Source organism: Rhizobium lentis (genome assembly GCF_014200175.1).
Taxonomy (GTDB): Bacteria; Pseudomonadota; Alphaproteobacteria; order Rhizobiales; family Rhizobiaceae; genus Rhizobium; species Rhizobium mulingense.
The window spans coordinates 327880-347114 of the sequence record NZ_JACHBD010000004.1; the positions used below are offsets into that span (position 1 = coordinate 327880).

General features: G+C 61.9%; 23 protein-coding genes. All 23 read right to left on the reverse strand.

The features are described from left to right. Positions 1–2 precede the first annotated feature (2 nt). Positions 3–707 carry a hypothetical protein gene (locus tag GGI60_RS12290; protein WP_183916033.1) on the reverse strand — a complete coding sequence of 235 codons (705 nt, stop codon included), beginning with the start codon at positions 705–707 and terminating at the stop codon, positions 3–5. Positions 708–764: 57 nt separating this feature from the next. Next, the gene (locus GGI60_RS12295) at positions 765–3962 is read right to left on the reverse strand and encodes a phage tail length tape measure family protein (protein WP_183916035.1); all 3198 of its coding nucleotides are present in this window, start codon (positions 3960–3962) and stop codon (positions 765–767) included. Positions 3963–3994: 32 nt separating this feature from the next. Then, positions 3995–4342: a hypothetical protein gene (locus GGI60_RS12300; RefSeq protein WP_183916037.1), complete on the reverse strand. Its 348-nt coding sequence runs from the start codon at positions 4340–4342 to the stop codon at positions 3995–3997. A 23-nt stretch (positions 4343–4365) separates the two neighbouring features. Next, positions 4366–4809: a hypothetical protein gene (locus GGI60_RS12305; RefSeq protein WP_183916039.1), complete on the reverse strand. Its 444-nt coding sequence runs from the start codon at positions 4807–4809 to the stop codon at positions 4366–4368. Between the two features lie 106 nt (positions 4810–4915). Continuing rightward, the gene (locus GGI60_RS12310; protein WP_183916041.1) at positions 4916–5848 is read right to left on the reverse strand and encodes a phage tail tube protein; all 933 of its coding nucleotides are present in this window, start codon (positions 5846–5848) and stop codon (positions 4916–4918) included. A 90-nt stretch (positions 5849–5938) separates the two neighbouring features. Continuing rightward, on the reverse strand, positions 5939–6385 hold the full coding sequence (locus GGI60_RS12315) for a phage tail terminator-like protein (RefSeq protein WP_183916043.1): 447 nt from the start codon (positions 6383–6385) through the stop codon (positions 5939–5941). Positions 6386–6388: 3 nt separating this feature from the next. Then, complete coding sequence (locus tag GGI60_RS12320) at positions 6389–7039, reverse strand: hypothetical protein (protein WP_183916045.1); 651 nt, start codon at positions 7037–7039, stop codon at positions 6389–6391. Next, the gene (locus GGI60_RS12325; protein ID WP_183916047.1) at positions 7039–7413 is read right to left on the reverse strand and encodes a hypothetical protein; all 375 of its coding nucleotides are present in this window, start codon (positions 7411–7413) and stop codon (positions 7039–7041) included. The genes GGI60_RS12320 and GGI60_RS12325 overlap by 1 nt, the downstream gene beginning before the upstream one ends. Before the next feature lies 1 nt (position 7414). Continuing rightward, complete coding sequence (locus GGI60_RS12330; RefSeq protein WP_183916049.1) at positions 7415–8080, reverse strand: hypothetical protein; 666 nt, start codon at positions 8078–8080, stop codon at positions 7415–7417. 2 nt (positions 8081–8082) lie between these two features. Beyond that, positions 8083–8679, reverse strand: a complete 597-nt coding sequence (locus GGI60_RS12335) for a hypothetical protein (protein WP_183916051.1) — start codon at positions 8677–8679, stop codon at positions 8083–8085. 74 nt (positions 8680–8753) lie between these two features. After that, positions 8754–9239: a hypothetical protein gene (locus tag GGI60_RS12340; RefSeq protein ID WP_183916053.1), complete on the reverse strand. Its 486-nt coding sequence runs from the start codon at positions 9237–9239 to the stop codon at positions 8754–8756. A 71-nt stretch (positions 9240–9310) separates the two neighbouring features. Beyond that, the gene (locus GGI60_RS12345; RefSeq protein ID WP_183916055.1) at positions 9311–10648 is read right to left on the reverse strand and encodes a phage major capsid protein; all 1338 of its coding nucleotides are present in this window, start codon (positions 10646–10648) and stop codon (positions 9311–9313) included. 106 nt (positions 10649–10754) lie between these two features. Continuing rightward, positions 10755–11879: a S49 family peptidase gene (locus tag GGI60_RS12350; RefSeq protein ID WP_088677163.1), complete on the reverse strand. Its 1125-nt coding sequence runs from the start codon at positions 11877–11879 to the stop codon at positions 10755–10757. Then, positions 11869–13197, reverse strand: coding sequence for a phage portal protein (locus GGI60_RS12355; RefSeq protein WP_183916057.1), 1329 nt, complete (start codon positions 13195–13197; stop codon positions 11869–11871). The genes GGI60_RS12350 and GGI60_RS12355 overlap by 11 nt, the downstream gene beginning before the upstream one ends. Next, on the reverse strand, positions 13197–13397 hold the full coding sequence (locus GGI60_RS12360; protein WP_088677161.1) for a hypothetical protein: 201 nt from the start codon (positions 13395–13397) through the stop codon (positions 13197–13199). The genes GGI60_RS12355 and GGI60_RS12360 overlap by 1 nt, the downstream gene beginning before the upstream one ends. Continuing rightward, positions 13397–15193, reverse strand: coding sequence for a terminase large subunit (locus GGI60_RS12365; protein ID WP_183916059.1), 1797 nt, complete (start codon positions 15191–15193; stop codon positions 13397–13399). Before GGI60_RS12365 ends, GGI60_RS12360 begins: the two co-directional genes overlap by 1 nt. A gap of 3 nt (positions 15194–15196) precedes the next feature. Continuing rightward, positions 15197–15436, reverse strand: coding sequence for a hypothetical protein (locus GGI60_RS12370; RefSeq protein ID WP_183916061.1), 240 nt, complete (start codon positions 15434–15436; stop codon positions 15197–15199). A 17-nt stretch (positions 15437–15453) separates the two neighbouring features. Next, a complete protein-coding gene (locus tag GGI60_RS12375; protein ID WP_085742362.1) occupies positions 15454–15699 on the reverse strand; it encodes a hypothetical protein in 246 nt (81 codons plus the stop codon). A gap of 48 nt (positions 15700–15747) precedes the next feature. Continuing rightward, positions 15748–16260 carry a hypothetical protein gene (locus GGI60_RS12380; protein ID WP_183916063.1) on the reverse strand — a complete coding sequence of 171 codons (513 nt, stop codon included), beginning with the start codon at positions 16258–16260 and terminating at the stop codon, positions 15748–15750. A gap of 102 nt (positions 16261–16362) precedes the next feature. Next, positions 16363–16695, reverse strand: coding sequence for an HNH endonuclease (locus tag GGI60_RS12385; protein WP_183916065.1), 333 nt, complete (start codon positions 16693–16695; stop codon positions 16363–16365). 210 nt (positions 16696–16905) lie between these two features. Further along, the gene (locus GGI60_RS12390; protein ID WP_183916067.1) at positions 16906–17586 is read right to left on the reverse strand and encodes a transcription termination/antitermination protein NusG; all 681 of its coding nucleotides are present in this window, start codon (positions 17584–17586) and stop codon (positions 16906–16908) included. Then, positions 17570–18880, reverse strand: coding sequence for a helix-turn-helix domain-containing protein (locus GGI60_RS12395; RefSeq protein ID WP_210314438.1), 1311 nt, complete (start codon positions 18878–18880; stop codon positions 17570–17572). The genes GGI60_RS12390 and GGI60_RS12395 overlap by 17 nt, the downstream gene beginning before the upstream one ends. 96 nt (positions 18881–18976) lie before the next feature. Then, positions 18977–19234: a hypothetical protein gene (locus GGI60_RS12400; RefSeq protein WP_183916069.1), complete on the reverse strand. Its 258-nt coding sequence runs from the start codon at positions 19232–19234 to the stop codon at positions 18977–18979. Position 19235 lies beyond the last annotated feature (1 nt).

Here is a 19235-nt window from a genome sequence, read left to right on the forward strand (position 1 = left end):
GCTTAAAACGCCTCGTCGAAAGTGAGCGTCGGGCGCATCAGCCAAAATCCTTCCACATCAGACAGGATCTTCGTGCCCATCGAAAGTCTGGCGGCAAAGCGTGGCCGCGCAAATTCGACGCGCGTGCCGGCCACCACAGCCTCTCGCAGCGCCGGGCCAATTGCCAGAGTATAGTCACGCACCGGATATGCCGTCCCTTCGATCGTCTCGCTGCCCTCTTCGGATACCGAAACGACGTCCCAATACCGGTAGGCCCGCCATCCCTTGGCGCTCGAATGGAAGATCGAGAACCAGTCGGACCACCTCAATCGCCGGGAAGCGCTGTAAACCCGTATCCGAAGTTGACCGGCGCCCAAGCCAGCATCTTGGATCACCGATCCCCAAACCGTCGCCTGACTGTATCCCGACGTGTCCGAGAAGTGAGAACCGTCTGAATGCGGGATGCCGCCGATGATCGGCTGCGGCCAGCGTCCGAACGTCGGGAATGGCCCCTGCCAGTCGGTCTTGAGCGGCACGTCGACGAAGCGGAACGAGCCGTTCAGCCGGGCCGCAAGCCAGGTTACGTATTCATGCTCTTCAGGCGCCTGTACGAAGCAGCCGCCATAGGTGGCGGTCAGGAAGCCGCCACCGGACATTTCCATGGTGGATTCCTGCCCATTGCCGTTCCGACCGCCACCAATCGCATTGCCGTCGACGTCGAACGCCATGCGCTGCGGCTTCAGGAAGTCGATATCTAGGAGGGGAAGACTGAGGAAGCTCACGTATCAGGCCCTGCGCCAAGCATAATGCTGCTGTTGTGAGCCGAAGCCGGAGCGCTCCATCTCCTTGTTATAGCTATCCAGCCCGGCGGCCACGCCCTGTTCGACAAGCCGGCGAACATGATCATCTCCATTGGCGCCCTGAATGTTGACGTTCAACGGGACCGGCCCGCGCTGACCGCTTCCGCCGCGGTTGCCGTTCGCAGCCAGCATGTTTTCCGTCCTGTGGTTCGGAACGACCTGACTGCCGCGTGGCAGGTTCACCAGTTCTCGGCCGCGCTCGCCAACAATCGCGAGGCCGCCCGGAGCGAAGTCAGTGCCGTCAGCAAAGAGACCGGTGATTTTCCCCGAGGCTGCAAGCGCCGCCTGCCCGCCAGCAGGCTTGAAGCCGCCGAAGATGCCGCTGAGAAAGCCGAACAGACCGCCACCGCCTCCAGCCGAACCTGTCGGCGCGGGCGGAAAGAACGATGACGTCAATGTCTGACCGATCGTGCCGAGGCCGCCCCCGAAGGTGTCGAGGCCCTTGGTTGCCGCACTGGCCGAGGTCGCCAACTTGCTGACTGCATCGACGGCGCTCATGTTGCCGCCGGCGCCGATACCGTCCCATTTCCCGACCCCGACTTTAGCCGCGCCATACCAGGAGCTCCAGCCGTTCTTGGAAGCATAGTCTAGGGCGAAATCCACGCCAGCCGGACCATTCGCGGCAAGCCGAGGATCAAGCCCCGTCTTTGTCATAAACTGATTGCCAAGGCCGCCATTCATGTAAAGCTGATACGGCCCGAAGGACGGCTCGCGAACGCCGTTTTTCATATAGTTGGATTGCAGGTTCCAGCTACTGAGACCACCTTCGGAGCGGGCCACCTTCAGGGCAATTTCAGGATCGATCCCGCGCTTGAGCGCCGCCTGCGCGATGTAAGAACCCACATCGCCGAGCGGCCCGCGCGTCACCGGAATAACCGGTGCCTTTCCCATGTTGTCATTGGCGGCACCGAGAACACTTCCGGCCAGACCCATGCCGGCGCCGGCAAGACCACTGGCGCCTCCTGCCGGTCCTGTGCCGTTGAACAGCTTACTGAAGATGATGTTGATCACCCGTTCGAAAGCCTGGTCGCCGGCCTTGGTCATGGCATTGAGGAAAGAATTCAGCAGCGCCTTGCCTGCGGCCTCGCCAATCTTGCCGCCGCTGCTGACCAGCTGCTGCCGGAAGTCCGAAACGAAGCCGGTCACCGCCTGCTTCATCTCGGCCGCCTGCTGGTTCTGCCGCATCTGCTGCGCCAACGGCGAATTCAGGTCGACCGGCAGACCCGCCCCTCGGAGCCGGGAAGCAATCTGCTGATCTCCGGAGGATCGGAAGAGCTGCTCACGCTCGAAAGAAAGGTCGGCATTAAGGCGCACCTTGGCCGCTTCCGTCGCGGCCTTGGCGTAGGCCTCGGACAGCTTCTCGATCTCGGCACGCTGATCGGCGGTAACCGTTCTGCCCTTGTCCTGCGCCTGCTGGAGCAATTCGAGCTCCATCCGCATCTTCTGGGCCGCAATGCCAGTTTCCCCCGCCACCGATGCCTCGAGCTTCATCTGCTCGATGCGGTCATTGGCGTTCTTGATCAGGTCCCGATAAGCTTCCGCCGCCGACTTCCCCGCCTTCGCATCGCCTGGCAGGCCTTCCAGTTCGACGTTCGGACGCTGACCCGGGACAGGTACCGCAACCCGCGCGCCATCACCGTTGATGACCGTCGGATTCTGATTGTCAATCCGTTGCTGTGCCGCGCGCTGCCCGGCGAGAACGCGGCGGCGGGATTCCTCGTCCAAGACGCCATTGATGACCGGGACGGCAGCCATCGCTCGTCGTGTCGCTTCGTCGACCGGCGAAATTGCCGCTGTGCCGACCTTGCGTAGCTCCTCGAGCGCTTTTGTAAGATCGTTGATCTGGCCGACCTGACCAGATGCGGCCGGCCCCACCAGTCCCAGCCCCTCGCGCAATTTCTGAAGGGCGATATCGGTAAGGCTCAGATTGGCATTGAGCTCCTTCACCTTATCCGAAAGCGGGTTATTCGCGAGGACATCACGCGTCTTTTCAACACCGGTTATGCTATCCGGCAGCTGCACGAACCGACCGATCCGCGAATCAGAGAAGCCCTGCCTCTCAAGATCCATGTTCGTCGTCACCTGCTGGGCGACCGCGCTCTTGAGGCGAAGCGAGGTAATCTCCAACTCTGACTGCGCAACGGCGCGCGCGGCTTCCTGCCGCTTCAGCTCAAGCTCGAGAAGTGTGCGCTTCGCCTCATACTCCCTCTGCGTTCCCTCGACGATCGCGGCCGATGCAACACTGTGGGTGCGCGCAGTCGTGTTGAGTGCACTCGCATATTCGCCCTGCAGCTTCTGTAGCTCAGTGAGTTGCGTCTGGACTGCCGCCATCGGCGAGGCCTGGGCGGCCAGCGCCTTGGTCATGTCACTGACAGCCAGACCCGCTTCGACGGTGTTTGCAGCAAACAGCTTATAGATGCCATAAGCAGCGGCGCCGGCGGCAGCGAAAGGCCCGACATACCTTGCCGCGGCCGCGAGAATAGCGCCGAGATCCTTCAACACGGCATTGACGCCACCGTTGCCGCCATAAATGCCGACGATTTGCGATCCCTGCTGCAAGAGAACAGTCGTCAGCGGCATGCCGCCATAGAGCGACACACCGATATCCTGAAGCTGAGCGCCAAGGTTCTGCCGCCGGAACTGGGCTTGATTGTCGTTGGCAACGCCCACAGCGGGGCGCCTCTCATTCACCGGCACGACCCTCGATTGTTCTTCGAAGCGAGCATTGGCCTGCTGAACCGCCTTTGAAAGCTCGATCTGGCCACGTTCGGCGATCCTCGCCGCATCGGCCATCATGCCGTATTTGCGGTAAATGCCGTCGAGGATGGCGGAAGCCTGCGTCATCTCGATCTTGCCGAGCTCGACACCGCGTGTCAGCTGATTGACCGCCTGATTAAAGCGCTGCGTCGTCGCATAGCCGTCAACATACTGGCGCGAAAGCTTCGCCAGAACATTGGTGGCGGCGCTGATCTTCTGATCGTTCTCCGTGAAGCTGTCGCCGAGACCCTTTCCCGATCGCTTCATCTGATCGTCGGCAGCAGCCTTCTGCTGGGCGCCGGCAGTGTACTTGCTCGCGTCCATCTCTGCCGAGACGCGCAGCGTGCGGATTTCGACGTTCGCCAAGGGAAGCCTCTAGGTGGGATGGGAGCGCAGCCCTATCGCTGCGCATCCTTGCTCTTGCGCTCGGCCTCGGCGGCCTCTGCGCATTCTCGCTGGATCTTCAGCCATTCGCCGTCGATCGCGTTCATGAAGGTGTGAAACCGCTTCAGCCGGTCGCCAGAGATGCCGTGGTCACGGGCATATTGACTGAGCGCCGAGTAGTAGATCGGCCCCTCGCCGCCCATGGCGCCGAAGAACCGGTCGTATTGCAGGGCGTCGAAAGCCTCGAAATACATGGCGTGCCATGCCTGAGGCTCAAAATCCTGCTCCGCGGGAGACTGTCGCGGCCGCAGCCATTCCTGGTCTGGTTCCTGCTCGAATAGCTCTTCCAGCCATTCGAGCATTTCGGGGGACGCCTTCGGCCCGCTTACGCGGCTGCGGAAGGCTTTCCGGAGTTTTTTACCTCGGCCTCGACGAACTCGACGTTGACCTCGGAGAGCTTGCCGGCGCACCACTCCACCGCAGCGACGACGTTGCGATATTCCGGGTCGCCGAGCACGTCCCTTGCCGTTTCCGGCGAATAGGTCACATCGAGGCCACGCCAGCCATGCAGAAGGTGCTCGGCATAGAGCTTGCCCAGTTCCACCTTCATATCGAGCTTCGCCGGCGCGGCTTCACCAGGTTTCGGCTTCGCCTGGCTGGCCTGCCGCGCGATCCGCATCAGCAGGTCGTCGCGTGCCGCCTGGTAGGCGGGCAGGTGCAGGGAGGAAACGTTGAATTCGACGCCGGGCCAGTCCGGGAACGCTACCCAGTCGCCCTCGGCCTCGCGCTTCAGATCCGCCTTCAGCGAGGCGAGCTTCACAACTGTCATGTCGGGACTCTCCAATCAGGGGCTTCGGGGAAGTGAGCGGCGGACGGCCCCGAATTCGTCCGCCGCCCTTACCACCGGCGACGTAAGGAAGCGCCGGCGATCTCGGTTATGCGGGATCGCGCGTGATGGTGATCGAGCCGGCAGCCGTCGCGTCGAAGTAGGACTGGAACGGAATGTCGATCATCACAGCCTGGCCATTGCCGCCGACAACGGGACCGCCGTCGAGGAACTTCGTCTTGGCGAGATCGATATCGTAGGAGTTGCCGAGCTCGTCGAGCAACGTGGTCGAAATGCCGATATCGTCGTGATCGAGGATGGCTGCATAGGCGTCCATGTTCTCGAAATAGGTAGTCAACGAGCCGGTGAGCTCGAAGCGGCCGAGCCCGTGGGAATAAGGCTCGTAGGCGCCAACGACATCGTTCTGGTAGATGTTGTTGGTGATGTTGAGCGTCATCGCCTGTACCTTCGGCGCGTTGGTAAGGCCGGTGAAGCTCAGGGCGGACACGTTGAGGCCAGCGTTCAGTACGGGCGTCGTCGTCGCCGGCGCATAGGTGGCGCCGGTTAGAATCGCGTTCGTCGGCGTCGGCGACCGGATGCCCATGATGCCCCAGTTCGCTTGGACGGACTGGCGAGCCCTTAGCGTCAGCGCCAAAGTGTTGAAGCGCACCGCCTGGAAGCGAACGAAAGTGTCGGTCGCGCCCTGCTCATAGAAATATTCCAACGTGCCCGCCTGTTGCAGGATGCCGTTCTTGAGCACGTCGCTCGACCAGGTCGAGCAGAGCAGCCGCTGCAGCCAGGTGTCGAAGGTCCCGTAGGATAGGAAGGTATTGATCGTCCCCTGCACCGAGCGGCCGACGTCGACGATCGAGGCGACGTTGCGGTCGGCGCGGATCTCGTTCGGGATGTCCGTCTGTTTGGAAATGCGCACGTCGGACGAGACGTAACGCATGGTCTGGAATGCGGGGGTGGCGGGCGTCGTGCCGATCGTCACTTCCGAGACATCGGCAAGGCGCACCTGACTGCCGTCAGCTACCGTCATTGAAGGCTCCATAGCGGATTTGCCACGTCATCAGACGTTGGCGGCGTGCTTGCCCAAGGCACGGGTAAGGCGACCGGCAAAGCCGGGATGTCAGGGGCTCAAATTCGTATAGTCGCGCCGGTACCAGCCGATCGTCGCGGTGAACGCCCAGTAGTTCGGGAAATCCCGCCCGGGCTCGCCGGCGCCGAGCGACATTGTCGGCATGAACAGCGCTTCGCCGGTCGCCGGATCAACGAGGATCGGTTGCTCGCGAAACAGGTTCGTCAAGTCTTTCGCCCAGCTGCGCGCCTGGCGGCTGCCATCACCGGACTTCGTCATCACATGCAGGTATGCGGCCCCGCGCTCCACCCACTGATTAGCCTGCGGAGCACCGAAGGTCTCCTGGTCGAGCACGTCGCCGTAGATTTCCACGTAGACGAACGGCAGGTCTGCTTCGATCAGGTCCTGCGCAAACTCGTTTTCGAAAACGAGCGCCGTTGCGGTCCAGGCGTCGCGCAGCCGGGTCTCGAATGCGTCATAAACTTCTACGGACGACATGACCTACACCTGATTGATTACGACGGCCGGATAGGTGATCTGCATGCCTGCCTGCCGATCCTTTCGCCGTCCCTGAGCGCGCTTGAGAACATACGGCATCCCCGGATGCACCCCTGCGCGGACATCAAGCCACCGCGTTTCGAACATGAACGCCGCCGCGTTACGCCCCTCGTTGCCGAAACGGGAGGCAAGGGCGCGCTTCGTTCCGTCGAAGATCGAATAGCGCTTCGCGCCGAGCAGCCCATTCTCCGCCTTGCGGACATAGGGCTGGAAATTGGTGATGATGACCTCGGCATCAGGGCCGATGGCATTGTAGTCTCTCACCTCGCGCTGGTTCGCCAGCACGATGAAGCTCCCACGGAACCGTCCGCTCTTGATCGGCGATCGACGCCGGAGCTCGTCGAGCGCGAAGGTGATGATCGGCTCCCAGAGCGAGAATTCGTAGATGATCGGCCCGGGCGCCTGGACGGTTTCTTCCGGCACGCCCTGCCGGCCGTTCACATAGCGCTCATAGGTCCCGCTCGCCCGCCCGCTTGAGATCACCTCCCGGACGCTGTTCTTTGCGAACTTCGCGAGCATCGCATTGATCGCCTCCGGCTCCAGATCCGCCGTCGCCAGCTTCAGATCCCGCTCGAAGAAGTCGACCCCCGCCATCAGCCGGCCACGATCAGATTGCAGCGAACCCACTGACCAGCGACATAAATCGGGTCAGAGAATTTCACCTGCCGCTCTCGGCCCTTCACGACCATAAAGTCATTTGTCCGCGGTAGGCGCGGGTCGACCGCGCCGGGTGCTGGCGGGGCGCCCCCGGGCCATCCGCCCGCGAGGATTTCTGTCGGAGACATGACCACGCTCAGATCGTTCTGAGTCACCGTCCCGACCACCTTCTGCGCGTTCACGCCACGAACGCGGGCACGGCAGCCCACATCTGCATTTCCGGAATTCGACTTCCGCCGCAAGATGACGTCCTCGCCGGAAGCGAGCAGGGCGGCGTCGAGATCCGCTATAATGCGCTCAGGAGACAGCATGTCAGACCTTGAAGTTCCGGAATCGCTTCAACTGACCGGCAACCATGTCTGGCACGGCTCCCTCTCTCGCCTGCCCCGGCACGGACCCGACCCAATAATCCGTGGTCGTACTCTCGACTTCGAAAACATCGGTCTGGACACGCTTGACCAGCGGATCGCGAGACCTTGCCAGCCATTCGGAGCGGAAGAAGTCCATTGCCGCGAATTTCAGATCAGCCGGAATCGTCTCGAAACCGGCGTTGTAGACGACTACGATCTTCGAACTGCGCCACGACATTGGGCAATCCGACCGCATGCGTGCCAGGATTCCCGCCTCCGGATCCATGATGTAGTCATCCGTCGTTAGCGCTGTATCGCCATCGGTAAGGCTGGTGATCGTGACGTTATGCCGGCGGGAAAGTAGTAAGCGCTCGAAGTGGACATTATAGAAGGTTTCGGTGAGCGTTTCCTTCTTCAGTGTCGGTTCGCCGCCGCTCCCGACGGCGATATTGCATTCCGACATGATCGCGGCTGCGATACGCTGATCGAGCGTCAGCAGAAGCGCATCCTTGCTCGCATCGTCCTCGGCAAGCCCAGCGGCCTCCCGACGCTCTGCGACGGTCAAGAGTGTCAGGTCCGTCGCCGCCGTCGTGACGACGAGAGTGCTCCGCATGGGCTTCCGGATCATCTTTATTCCGCCTGCCCGTCGCTTTCGCCGCTGGCGTGGGCCGGCGCATCGTTCTCACCGGGCTCGCTGGTTTGGCTTTCACCCTCGCCACCTTTGCCTTCATCAGAGCCCTCATCGCCCTCGGGCGCGGCGACAGGCGGCGCTGTGATGCCAGCGGCAATCAAAGCGGCGATGAGGTCGGCTTTTTTGGCGCGGCTCGAAATCTCGATACGTGCGTTTTCGCAGAGCTCGTAGAGCTCGGCGTTGCTGAGAGCTTCCAGCGCGTCCGTATCGGGGGTCGCATCGACAGGATGAATGACGCTCCAGGCGAGCTCCCTGGCCGCGATCATGTTGGGGAGCTCGACATCCAAGCTGATGTTGACGCCGCCCGGGTCAAAGAGATCGTATCCACCGCCGGTGATCGCCTCGACGCGGAAGCCGCGCGGCAGCTCGTCCGGCCGGTTGGCGACGACAGGTTCGGGCGCTTCCAGCCCCGCGGCCGCGATTTCTTCGTCGGTCACGGCCTCGACTGTTCCCATGGCCAGGCACGACTGAGCGGCGTCATATGGCATGTTGATGATGTTCCCGGCCTCCCGGCCGATCAGCTGTCTGACAAACATGGGTCACCCCTGAAATGTGTCGATCGGAGATTTCCGCCGGGCCGAAGCCCGGCGGCCATCACGTCAAAGAAAGATCAGTCGACGATCGCGCTGGGCGGCGTTTCCTGCCCGTAGCGGAGATCGGTCAGCAGGAAGACTGCCGCCGTGATGTTCGCCGCATTCGATGCGCCCGTGGTGAAATAGATGCAGTCGAAGCCGTTGTTGAGATCGAGCAGCGCCGGATCGATCTCGAAAACGACCTGCTTGTTCTTGAGGGCCGCGTCGGTCGTGTAATTGACGGCATCGGTTCGGCGAACAAGCGTGTCGGAGGTTGCAGTGTCGAGGTTGGACCAGATCGGCACCGCGTTGGCGAGAACCTTGGCGCCGGTACCGGCGACGTCCTGCGCCTGCATCGGGGTCAGAGCCACGGTCGCGGCGTTACCCTGCGTCAGCGAGACGAGGATATAGGCCTTGCCGGCATTTTTCAGGGAGATGATGTCGGAGCTGCGGCCGGCTGCGTCTGCAGCGGGAGCCATAGCCTCGACGATCTTCAGCTGCTGGGGAAGCGTCAAGCGAGTCATATCGCGTTATCCTTCAGGAAATGGTGGGTGGGAGGAGGAAGCGACCCCATAGGCCCGCTTCCCAGTCAGGATCAGCGCGTCTGCAGCGCGATGAACGGGCTCTGCGTCTTCGTGCCCTTGTAGGGCGTCATCGGAACGGACCAGATCGGCTGGCCGTTGAAGCGATAGACGAAGCGGAAGCAGGTCTCGTCGTAGATGAACCGCACGTGGATGGACGAGGCCGATTCCATCGGTCCCTTGTCGATCGCCAGGTACTGCGAGAGATCGACCAGCATGATGTCGCCTGCGGTACCGAGCGTCGCCGCATACTCGACCGGGATAACGGGACGGCCCATCAGCGTCGCATACTGGTTGCCGCCCTGGCCGGCCGGCGTGAACATGATCTGCGGCGCTGCAATGCCGCCGACGTTTTCAGTGCCGGCAACATTCTTGATCTTGACGTTGAACTGATAGAGCTGCGGCTCGACGTCCTGGTTGACGATCCAGACGGCGTTCTTGCGCGAGCGGGCGGGCATGCGCGACCACATGTTCAGCACGTTCTCGGCGACGATCGTCGCTGCAAGCTGGCCACTCTCCTTCGGCACGGTGATGACCGCACCGCTGTTGAGGAAGCCGAGAGGCATACCCGCGCCGGAACCGTTGACGATCGCGTCTTCGATCTTGAATAGGAACTCATCGGAGAACGCCTGATAGAGCCAGGCGGCGAGAGCCGTGCTGTCCTGCAGGAGCTCGTCGGTCGCGTAGCAGAGACCGGTCAGCTTATCGAGATCCATCTTGATCTGCCGGAACTTCGGACGCGAAGCCGTTTTGAGCTGCGCCTCACCGGTCCAGAAGGCCTGCACGCCGCCCCAGCGAGAACCGTTTGCACGGCTGGTCTCGTCGACGCCGTTCATGCGGATACCGCTGAAATTTGCCCCGATCGGGATGCGGTTGACGCGGCTGGCGATCTCACCGGCTTCATAGGTGTTCTGGAGAAGATCGTTGGCGAAGTCGGTCTGGACGAGGAAGCCGCCATCGGCGGCAATGCCCTCGGACATGCCGGTCGGTCCGGCCGAGGGGGCGGCGATGAGGCGCGGATCGATCGAGCGATAGGAAGGATGGTCGGCCCGCGCGACCGCCATCATCTGCTCGCCAAGGGAGGCGAACCGCGCGCCATCATTGCGGCCGCTGCTGCGGTGATCGGCGGATTCGTTGCCGTCGACGGCCGCGCCGACGGAACGCTGGCGCTCCATTTGACGCTCGGCGCGCTCGATGTTGGCGTCGATCTCGACGAGTTCCGCACCGATTGCGTCGTCGCGGGCGTTTTCGTCAGACGTGAGATTGCGGTTTTCCTTTGCCGCAAGATCGAAGATCGCCTGGGCTTCGCGGACGAGATCGGCGCGACGCTGGCGGAATGCCTTGATGGTCATGTGTCTAGCTCCAAAGTTTGGTGGTGCCGGGAGGATGGGCGCGGAATTCTGCCCACGGTCCCGGCAGGGCGTGGGGCGCTAACTAGATTTTCGGGGCTGCCGCTCGTTATTGAGCGGATCTGAGACGATGAGCGTGCCGGCGACGGCGGAAAGCATCACTTTCGGATGCCGACAAGTCGGGACTATCTTGCTCTTCCGCGGTTGGAAGCTCAGGTTCGGGCGACCTGATATCCGCCGACGCATCGGCGCCTTCGGGCTGCTCGTAGCTCTGGATATCGGCCACATCGGCCGCGCTCGCCTTTGCGGATGCAGTCTTCTTCGCCGAAGAGAGCCGCCGGATGGTGCCGTCGAGAGTGTCGACTCGGTCGGCCATTCCAGCCTTAACCGCCTGCTTGTCTTTCACGACCCTTCCCTCACCGAAGCCGGCTTTGACATCGGCGACCGATACGCCACGGCCGCGGGAAACAGCCGAAACAAAGTCGTTGTAGAAGGCGTCGACATTCGATTGGGCCGCCTGCGCCGCCTCGTCGGAAAGAGGCTCGAAAGCATTCCCTTCGACCTTGTACTTGCCGGCGGAGATAAACGTGAATTTCAGGCCGGCTGCGTCAACCGCCCTCGAGACGTCCTGATGAAGCGAATAGACGCCGATCGAGCCGGCCATGGCGCCGGGCGTCATCACGATCTCGTCGCAGGAGCTGGCGACCCAGTAAGCCGCCGAGGCGCAGAGGCTGTTGACTTGCGCAATGACCGGCTTGTCACCGCGGCCGTTGAAAATCTCGTCCGCAAGCGCCTGGACGCCACTGACGTTGCCGCCCGGGCTGTCGAAATTGATGACGATCGCCTTGACGGACGGGTCGGCCTTCGCAGCCCGATAGCTGTTCGTGACCCTCTCTGTGGATGTGCCGCCAGGGCCGCTGATGTCATCGACTTGCGAGGCGTGCTGAGCCACGATCCCAAAGAATGAGATAACCGCAATGACGCTCGCGCCCTGCCCAGATGCGCCAGGTGCGGCGGCGGAAAGAGTCACGGTTTCGCCGGTGCTGGCATCGAAGTAGGTCGCGACGCCATTCGGTCGCCGCTCTCCCTTGATCGCCGCGATCTCCTCAGGCGAAAGGCGGATGCCTTCAACCCGGCGTTCGATCACTTCCGCGATCGCCTCAAGCCGTTCCGGCATGATAGCCCACGGCTGCTGCATGATCGCGGCACGAAGATGCGGAAACCTAGTCGTCATGGTCTTGCTCCGAAGATACGTCTTGATCGTCGAGGGCGGGTCCGCCGTTGTGGCCGATCTGCGCCGCTGTGGCGCCTGCCGAGTTATTGACAGGCATATTGTCGGGGGTCGTGGTGTTAGTCGGGACAAGCGGCTCGTCCAAACCGTTGATGGGATTGTATCCGAGCGCTTCACGAGCTTCGTTGCGCGTCAGGATGCCGTTCAGAACCAGGCGCGAATAGAAATCTGCCTGCGCTTTCGAATCCCCTTTGATCAGGGACTCGACATCGAACTGCGCTTCGTAGAGGTTCGGGGCGAGAATGAGGTCGCGCCGAATGGCAGAGGTCCAGCAACCGAGCCAGGGCATCAGGTTGTTGCGGACGAAGGCGAGCATGATTGCCTCGACGCCTGTCCCCCAGGAGCTCGTCTTCGTCAAGTGATGCAGCATGACGAGGGGAACATCGAACCAGCGCGCGATTTCCTCGATCGAGAATTCCCGGCTCTGGATGAACTGGGCTTCCTCGTTATCCATGCTGATCGGGCTGAACGAGGCTCCCTGCTCCAGGATTGGCGTCTTGCCGGCATTGCCGATGCCGACGAACGTCTGTTGCCACTGCGTCTTGAAGCGCTCGAAGGCAGGATCGCTCATCTCACCTGCCACGGTGACAACGCCTGATGGCCTCGCGCCGTTGGAGAACATGCGCGCGCCATGCTCCTCGGCGGCCAGCGCGAGCCCGATTGTTTCCTTGGCGTAAGCGATCGGGCTTATGCCAACGATACCGCCGGGTGCCATGTGGCTGCGCAGGTGGAACATTTCATCCTGCAGCAGGATGCGCGTTCCCTTGATCGGGTCGGACACCGTGTAGCGGATCGAATAGTCGGGCATGCGCTCGGCAATGACGCGATCGGGATGGATCGGCTCCAGCCGATCGGCGAAGCCGCGGGGACCGGCGATTATCTCGGCGTACCCGTTGCCCCTGAGCGCCAGGTGCCCCATCAGCATCGCCTTAAAGTCCCAAGCCGATTGCCAGGGGTTCGGCTGGTGTTCGAGCAGCTCGTTCAGTGGATGCTCCGGCGCCTCAAACCTCTTCCCGGTACCAGGATCCTTCCGGTACATCCGCAGCGGCAACGTCGCCACCGTTTTCGACAGCAGTGCAATGCAGGCGTAAGCGGCCGACACGCGCATCGAGCCGTCGACCGACACGTGACGACCGGCGTTACTCATCCGCGACAGATCGCCGTCGAACCAGCGATCGGCAGGATCATCGAGATACAACGGGTCCGAGGCCTCGTCGTCAGAGGCGCGGAAACCGCCGAGGATGGCGGAGAACAGCCCCATTATCGGCCACCGCGCAGCGTGCCGATGACGGCGAGACCGACAAGGATTCCGCCGGCAACCATGAATCCCGCCGGCGGATAGGACATCCATGCTCCATAGCCTGCGAGCGCAGCGCCAGCTGCACCCGTCAGTTCACGGACGGTCTGGCGGTCGATTTTGAGGCCCGAATCCGAACGCTCGCTCTGCAATCTCTCCGGCATCAGGCCACCCTCAATCCACGTTTCTCGTAAACCGACCGAATTTTCTTCGGCTCGGGATTCTTCGTCATGATGGTCACTGCGTTGAACAGTGCCATCACCGGGTCGATCTTCGCGTCGCCGGCCGTCTGCTTTGTTGCCCTGATTGCCGTCGCGGTGGGCTCGATCTTCAGGTTGGAAACCGCCCAGGACATCATTGGGCTGCCGGCATGAAGCAGCATCTTGTTTGATAGTCGGCGCTCAGAGGTCTTGATCGCGTTCATTAGCGCATAACCCTGCGGCACGCCGATAAGCAGTCCATTATCCTGCGTCACATCGATCTCAGGCATCGCCAGCGCATCGACGAAGTCACCTATCCCAGCCGGATCGACCGCGACCGACGCGAGCAGATCGCGATCCTTGACCATCTTGACGATGTCGACGATCGCGGCGATGTCCTCGAGCGCGTTGTCGATGATGGTAAGATGTCCAGACTTCTCGAAGTCGAGCAGCACCGGTGCGATCTTCTTGCGCCGCTTGAGCACTTCCCGATGGCACCAGGCATGCGACCAGCTAAGCCATCTCTTCATCCAGACGACGGTCTCGCGACCGTTCACCTTGATCTTGACCTCGAGCTCTTCAGGCTCGCGTCCGACAATGGTCAACCCGAACAGGTCGTCTAGGCCGCCGCCGTCGGCGCCGATGACCGCCACGTCGATGCGATCGAGCATCCGCTCAAGCGCGTTGAACGGCGCCAGTTCCGAAAGCTCTTCGTCAACCGCGGCAGTCCAATGGTTTGCGCCAGGCCAGCGATTGGCCCTGAGGCCCATCCCGATCTCGATGTTCAGGTGCTTGGCCAGGAAGCTCTGATAGGTATCACCTTCCTGATCCTCGCCCGACCGGACATTGAGCATTTTGCGCTCAAGCCATTCGCGGCGAACGGAGCGCCCGATATTCGGGTTGGTGACGTACCAGTTTTCCGGGTCGAGATAGGCCTCGCTGACGATCATCGCCTCGGGGAACTCGTACAGCACCGCCAAGCTCTGCGGATCGTTGATCTTGCCGTCCCGGACGTCTCGGAAGTAATCCAGTTTTTCTTTGAACACGCCAGTCGGCGGCGCGTCCGCCTGCGTCGAGATGTAAATGACGAAGCCTTCCGGCCGTGAAATCAATCCGCCGGTCGCCTCCTGCAACATAGCCGCCGCGCCGGCCTTCTTGCCGAACAGCCAGAGCTCGTCGATCAGGACGAAACCGGCCTTCTTGCCGGCGGCAGTCCCTGAATCCGCCGACACGATCTTCAACGCCGCCTTGGTGATCGTGTGCGTGATCGACTTGACGTTGTCCTGCACATGCAGGAGCACCGATAGTTCGGGATCCGCCCGGATCATCGCCGCCGCGGGGCCGAACGAGTTCTCGGCGACTTCGCGCGTCGGCGCCAGGATCATCAGCTCCTGGTGCGAACGCCAGTTGCGGATCAGCGCCGTCACCATGATGCCGGCGACGATTGTCGACTTGCCGTTCTTCTTGCTGATGAGCAGGAAGAACTCTTCGATCAGCCGGCGCGCCGATCCTTCGTCATATGCTCCGAACACGGCGGCCACGAAGTCGAAGACGAAGGGCTCGCAGGATTCGCCGAACGTCGGGTGCCTGCTCTGCCCGGTCTTGCGGTCGTAGACTTGCGGCAGATCCGTGATCTGCAGCGACTTGAACACCTCGAGGGCGGCGTCCGCCTCGTCGGGAAAGAGCGGCGCGATCGGGATCAGGCTTTCGCCCGCAACGATCCGCCGCTCCCAGTCGAGACAAGCCGTCGAATACCGCATCGCCTACCAGCCGCACTTGCGGACGGTGACAGACCCGAAGGCCCTCACGCTGCCATCGGCCCGGCGAACAATCCAGAATATCCGGCGCTCGATCGGGCCAGTCGCCATGCACTGCGCTCGCGAGATGACCGCCTGCTTGTCGCTGATGACCGGCCCCTCCGCCACCTGCTTAGCCGGCGCCTGCTTGACCAGCAGGCCCAGCGCGCAGCATGCGGTGGCAATCAGAACAGCCAGGGCAATCATCGGGCGGTGCATCGGCGTCAGTCGGCGGGTGTGAAGTCGAGGAAGTATTCCTTCCCGAGATCAAACTTGTCGATCGCCTCGGGATTGGTGATCGAGATCTTCAGCTCGCCGCTCGGCGTGGCTTTTGACCAAGTCCTGTTGACGCCCTCCTGCTCCCAAACCGGGATCATTCGGATTGTGGTGAAGACATTGTTCGGATCGGCGTTCTGCGCCGGCTCGATGGCCATAACCCGGAATTTTGCTCTTACGACTGGTGCGCTCATGCGCCTTCTCCTTCTTCTGATACCCGGAACCGCCGGGCGCGGATTACGTCAGGCCTCGTCGCTGCTCGCGACTGGCTGGCCGTTATTGGCGATCAATCGCGGGCCGGCCGGCACCGCATATCGACCGCCACCACTGATGGCCCGGGCATTGTCGAGCCGCTGCTCTTTCTTCGAGACGTAACCTCGAGGCGTCGGCTTGTTGGCAGCCTTGTTCTGCATGTCCCGATTGACTTTCTCAGCGGTGACGCCGTCCAGCATCTTCAGAGCACCGGACAGAGCGGCAGCATTGCCGGCGAGACCCTGCTGGATTTGCGCAGTCCTGAGCCTGGCCTTCAATCGGGCCAGCATCACCTCTCGCTGCTTCAGCAAGTGAAAATAATGTTTGCGCAAAGTCGGCGTAGAGAGCCCGACCGTCTTTGCGACTTCCGCGTTCGTCATCCCCGACGCAAGTAACACCATGACATTTATGATGTTTTCTTCCGTGGGGACGTGCTCCGGCCTTCCCTGCCCGCGACCGGCCGAGTGGTAAGGGTTGCCAAAGAGGTCTAAATCGTCAGCCATCAGAAAAAAAAGATGCGAATGGGACCAATGCGGTTAGGGGCCTAAAGGGGGTCTGGACTTTTAAACCCCCTACCCCCTGACCCTCCGCGCCCATCGGAGGGGTCAGAACCGCTCGGCGAGGCGCTTCGCCCTCGCGGCCGCGGTCTTGCGGGTATGGGATGCACCACATCGAAGCATGACGTTGCGCGGGTCCAGCGGTGCGCCGCCATCCTTGAGCTCGACGACGTGGTCACCGAAGACGCGCATGCCGGGCTTGTGGGTTCGGCCGTCGCAATGCGGATCTTCGCAGATGCGGCCGCGTTCCTTGATGATCATCGCCATCAATGCCCGCCACTCAGGAGACAGATAGAACGCATCTGCCTTCTTGCTCTCGGGGACGACGGTGCGCGTGTCGATCGTGCGCAACGTGGTGCTGATCGTTCGAAGCTTGCCCATACTCAAGAATGCAAAAAGCGGCCCGATTGGACCGCTTCGAACTTGGAAACAATGCAGTAGCACTTGCCTTGACTCGGCGCCTTCTCTGAGGCTGTCAAAGCGGGGTCCTACCGGTAAGCAGCTCCGAAGCTTTCGCATCGTTTGCCAGTGATCAAGTCACCGACTCAAAGCCCACGCTGGGATCTAGGATCGTCCACAGCCGGACTCTGATCACATCTTTTCGATTTGATCAAGCATCAGCTGCACGGGCGTCGGGCGCCCGAATATGTCCACATCGAGCGACACGTAACCCTTCTCATCATCGATCAAGCCGATGATGCCAGGGAACGATGCGAACGGTCCTTCGGTGATCCGCACCCGTTCCTTCAGCTCGAATTTGTACTCTTTACGAGCGCTGGCATCGTACTTCCCGTCTTCTGCCATCTTCTTGAATCGACTAATCGAATCAGCGTCGGCACGGTAAGGACGGATAGCACCGCCAACCACGTCAATGACGTCCTTTACGTGCAGCAGACCCATCATCGCCTGGGCGATCGGGCAGCAATGAACGAGCACATAACCGAGGATTACAGGACGTGGCGGGATGATGCAGACGCGGCCACGCTTCACCACCTTGCACTCGTTCGTCATCACAACCAGTGATTCCACGTCGGAGGCATTCAGCACTTTTTCCACAGCCTTCTCGCGCCCTGTCGTCACCCTCAGGCAGAACCAGCCTGCCTTCGGCACTTCCGGATCACGCCCCAAGCGAATCACGGTGCCCCTCGAAGCCATGTTCAGATGATCAATCCGCAGTCTGTTTGCGCCAGCCACCTTGTCGCGCTTCAGCCAAGCCTCGGCGCGTACGACGATCACGCCATTGAGATCACCCTTCCTAAATTGCATCGACATCGCCCCGCTCCATGCCCAATGCCGCACGAGCGGCCATTTCGAATTCACCCAGGCCTTCCGGCCCGCCTTTCGGGAAATAGACCACCCGCATGCCGCCCGGATCCGGGACGAACGGCCAGTTCATCTGCTGGTGATAGGCGCGCCACCGCTCGTAGGTTTCCGAGCCGACCGGTACGGCCTCGCAGAGATCGGCAAGGATGGCGAAGCGGGGATCCGCTGCGCCCCTGCCGCGATCCTTGGCCAGTTTGTCGAGCGCATGCGCCTCGGGATAGCCGCTGTCGCTTTGGCGACGCCGGCGCTCCTGCATGCGGTAGTCGTCTGGAAACACCAACTCGTTGCCATCCACCGCGATGCCGCGATGGTTCGCCCACGACCTGGCTGTTGTTTCGCTGGAGCGGCGCAAGCGGTTGTAGGTCTCGACGGCGAGCTCGAGCAGATTATCGGGCAACTCGATGGCTACCGGGCCATCCAGCAGCGCCAGCGCCCGCTTGCCTGCCCAGATCGGCCCGAAGGGCGCGACCGGAATGGCCTCTTCCTGCCGGCGCTTTTCGGCCTGCCCGCGCACCACCTGCGGCGCGATCGCGTCGACGAGATCGAACATCCGGTCCCTGAGGTAGACGCCGAGCGCCGCAGCCTTCGGCTTACCCTTGTGCTCGCCAGAAGCCAGCTTCGGGCACGCTGCCAGATAGGCATCGCGGCGCTCTTCCGCTCTCTGCCGCTCTTCCGGTGAAAGCTTCACGAACTGCTGGAACGCCCATTCAGGAGCCGAGGAGAGCACATCGGGCCAGGGATTGTCATGCCTGCCGACGATGAGCGCCTGGAACCGCTTGCGCAACGCTTTCGGATCATCTTCCGAAACCTCGCGCGCGCTCCCTCTCTCTCTTACGGGTTCTATTACAGGTTCCCTTACAGGTTCTATTGAGGACTCAGGAGTCCGGTTCAAACCGCCATTTGAGTCCGGTTGAAGGGCGCATTCCTGTCCGGTTGAGATCTCGCTTGAAGCGGACAAATTGTCCGGTTCATTTTCCGGGGAATCAGTGGTCTCGAAGCGACGGAAACCAGCTTCAAAACCAAGACTGTATCGGTTCGCCTTGCGGTTCTTTCCCTCGCGCTGCTCGACCCAATTGACCAGCCCCTTGTCGCGCAAAGAGGACAGTGAGCGGCGCACCGAGCGCTCGTCGATCTCACAGGCGTTGGCAAGATAATCCTGCTTTGGATAGCAGCCGAAGATCGGGTTATGGCAGTCGGCCAGGTGCCACAACACCCGCGCCTCGGTGCAGCTGATGCCGCGCACCTTGACGGCCCACATAGTCGCCTCATGGCTCATGTGGCACCGCCGTATTCCGCGCGCCCGCCGCACGCAAACATGCTCATCGTCATTGCCCCCGTATCAATCACCCTGGCTTTTCGGCGCTAGCCCCGCCGCTGCCAGGAAATTCTGAAATCGCTCCTCGACCCGGCGCCGCGCCGCGTCTTCCCTCAGTTCCGTGCCGGTCGCGGACGTGCCGCTTTCCGTCAGCCAAATGCGCCACCGCCAAAGCCGCGCGAGCGCAGGCGGCGGATAGACCGCCCCGACATCCACTGACCCGCACTTCGCGAGCCGTCGGTAGGTTTCGTCACGCCACTGCAGTTCCGTCGGCTTGCCCATC

Excerpts from the sequence above, each read along its gene's own strand:
- GGI60_RS12370 (WP_183916061.1), bottom strand. The coding sequence starts at position 15,436 with ATGATTGCCCTGGCTGTTCTGATTGCCACCGCATGCTGCGCGCTGGGC.
- GGI60_RS12375 (WP_085742362.1), bottom strand. The coding sequence starts at position 15,699 with ATGAGCGCACCAGTCGTAAGAGCAAAATTCCGGGTTATGGCCATCGAG.
- GGI60_RS12365 (WP_183916059.1), bottom strand. The coding sequence starts at position 15,193 with ATGCGGTATTCGACGGCTTGTCTCGACTGGGAGCGGCGGATCGTTGCG.
- GGI60_RS12385 (WP_183916065.1), bottom strand. The coding sequence starts at position 16,695 with ATGGGCAAGCTTCGAACGATCAGCACCACGTTGCGCACGATCGACACG.
- GGI60_RS12400 (WP_183916069.1), bottom strand. The coding sequence starts at position 19,234 with ATGGGCAAGCCGACGGAACTGCAGTGGCGTGACGAAACCTACCGACGG.
- GGI60_RS12350 (WP_088677163.1), bottom strand. The coding sequence starts at position 11,879 with ATGACGACTAGGTTTCCGCATCTTCGTGCCGCGATCATGCAGCAGCCG.
- GGI60_RS12355 (WP_183916057.1), bottom strand. The coding sequence starts at position 13,197 with ATGGGGCTGTTCTCCGCCATCCTCGGCGGTTTCCGCGCCTCTGACGAC.
- GGI60_RS12340 (WP_183916053.1), bottom strand. The coding sequence starts at position 9,239 with ATGACTCGCTTGACGCTTCCCCAGCAGCTGAAGATCGTCGAGGCTATG.
- GGI60_RS12330 (WP_183916049.1), bottom strand. The coding sequence starts at position 8,080 with ATGATCCGGAAGCCCATGCGGAGCACTCTCGTCGTCACGACGGCGGCG.
- GGI60_RS12300 (WP_183916037.1), bottom strand. The coding sequence starts at position 4,342 with ATGCTCGAATGGCTGGAAGAGCTATTCGAGCAGGAACCAGACCAGGAA.
- GGI60_RS12335 (WP_183916051.1), bottom strand. The coding sequence starts at position 8,679 with ATGTTTGTCAGACAGCTGATCGGCCGGGAGGCCGGGAACATCATCAAC.
- GGI60_RS12325 (WP_183916047.1), bottom strand. The coding sequence starts at position 7,413 with ATGCTGTCTCCTGAGCGCATTATAGCGGATCTCGACGCCGCCCTGCTC.
- GGI60_RS12310 (WP_183916041.1), bottom strand. The coding sequence starts at position 5,848 with ATGACGGTAGCTGACGGCAGTCAGGTGCGCCTTGCCGATGTCTCGGAA.
- GGI60_RS12305 (WP_183916039.1), bottom strand. The coding sequence starts at position 4,809 with ATGACAGTTGTGAAGCTCGCCTCGCTGAAGGCGGATCTGAAGCGCGAG.
- GGI60_RS12360 (WP_088677161.1), bottom strand. The coding sequence starts at position 13,397 with ATGCCGGAGAGATTGCAGAGCGAGCGTTCGGATTCGGGCCTCAAAATC.
- GGI60_RS12380 (WP_183916063.1), bottom strand. The coding sequence starts at position 16,260 with ATGGCTGACGATTTAGACCTCTTTGGCAACCCTTACCACTCGGCCGGT.
- GGI60_RS12320 (WP_183916045.1), bottom strand. The coding sequence starts at position 7,039 with ATGGCGGGGGTCGACTTCTTCGAGCGGGATCTGAAGCTGGCGACGGCG.
- GGI60_RS12315 (WP_183916043.1), bottom strand. The coding sequence starts at position 6,385 with ATGTCGTCCGTAGAAGTTTATGACGCATTCGAGACCCGGCTGCGCGAC.
- GGI60_RS12390 (WP_183916067.1), bottom strand. The coding sequence starts at position 17,586 with ATGTCGATGCAATTTAGGAAGGGTGATCTCAATGGCGTGATCGTCGTA.
- GGI60_RS12290 (WP_183916033.1), bottom strand. The coding sequence starts at position 707 with ATGGCGTTCGACGTCGACGGCAATGCGATTGGTGGCGGTCGGAACGGC.
- GGI60_RS12345 (WP_183916055.1), bottom strand. The coding sequence starts at position 10,648 with ATGACCATCAAGGCATTCCGCCAGCGTCGCGCCGATCTCGTCCGCGAA.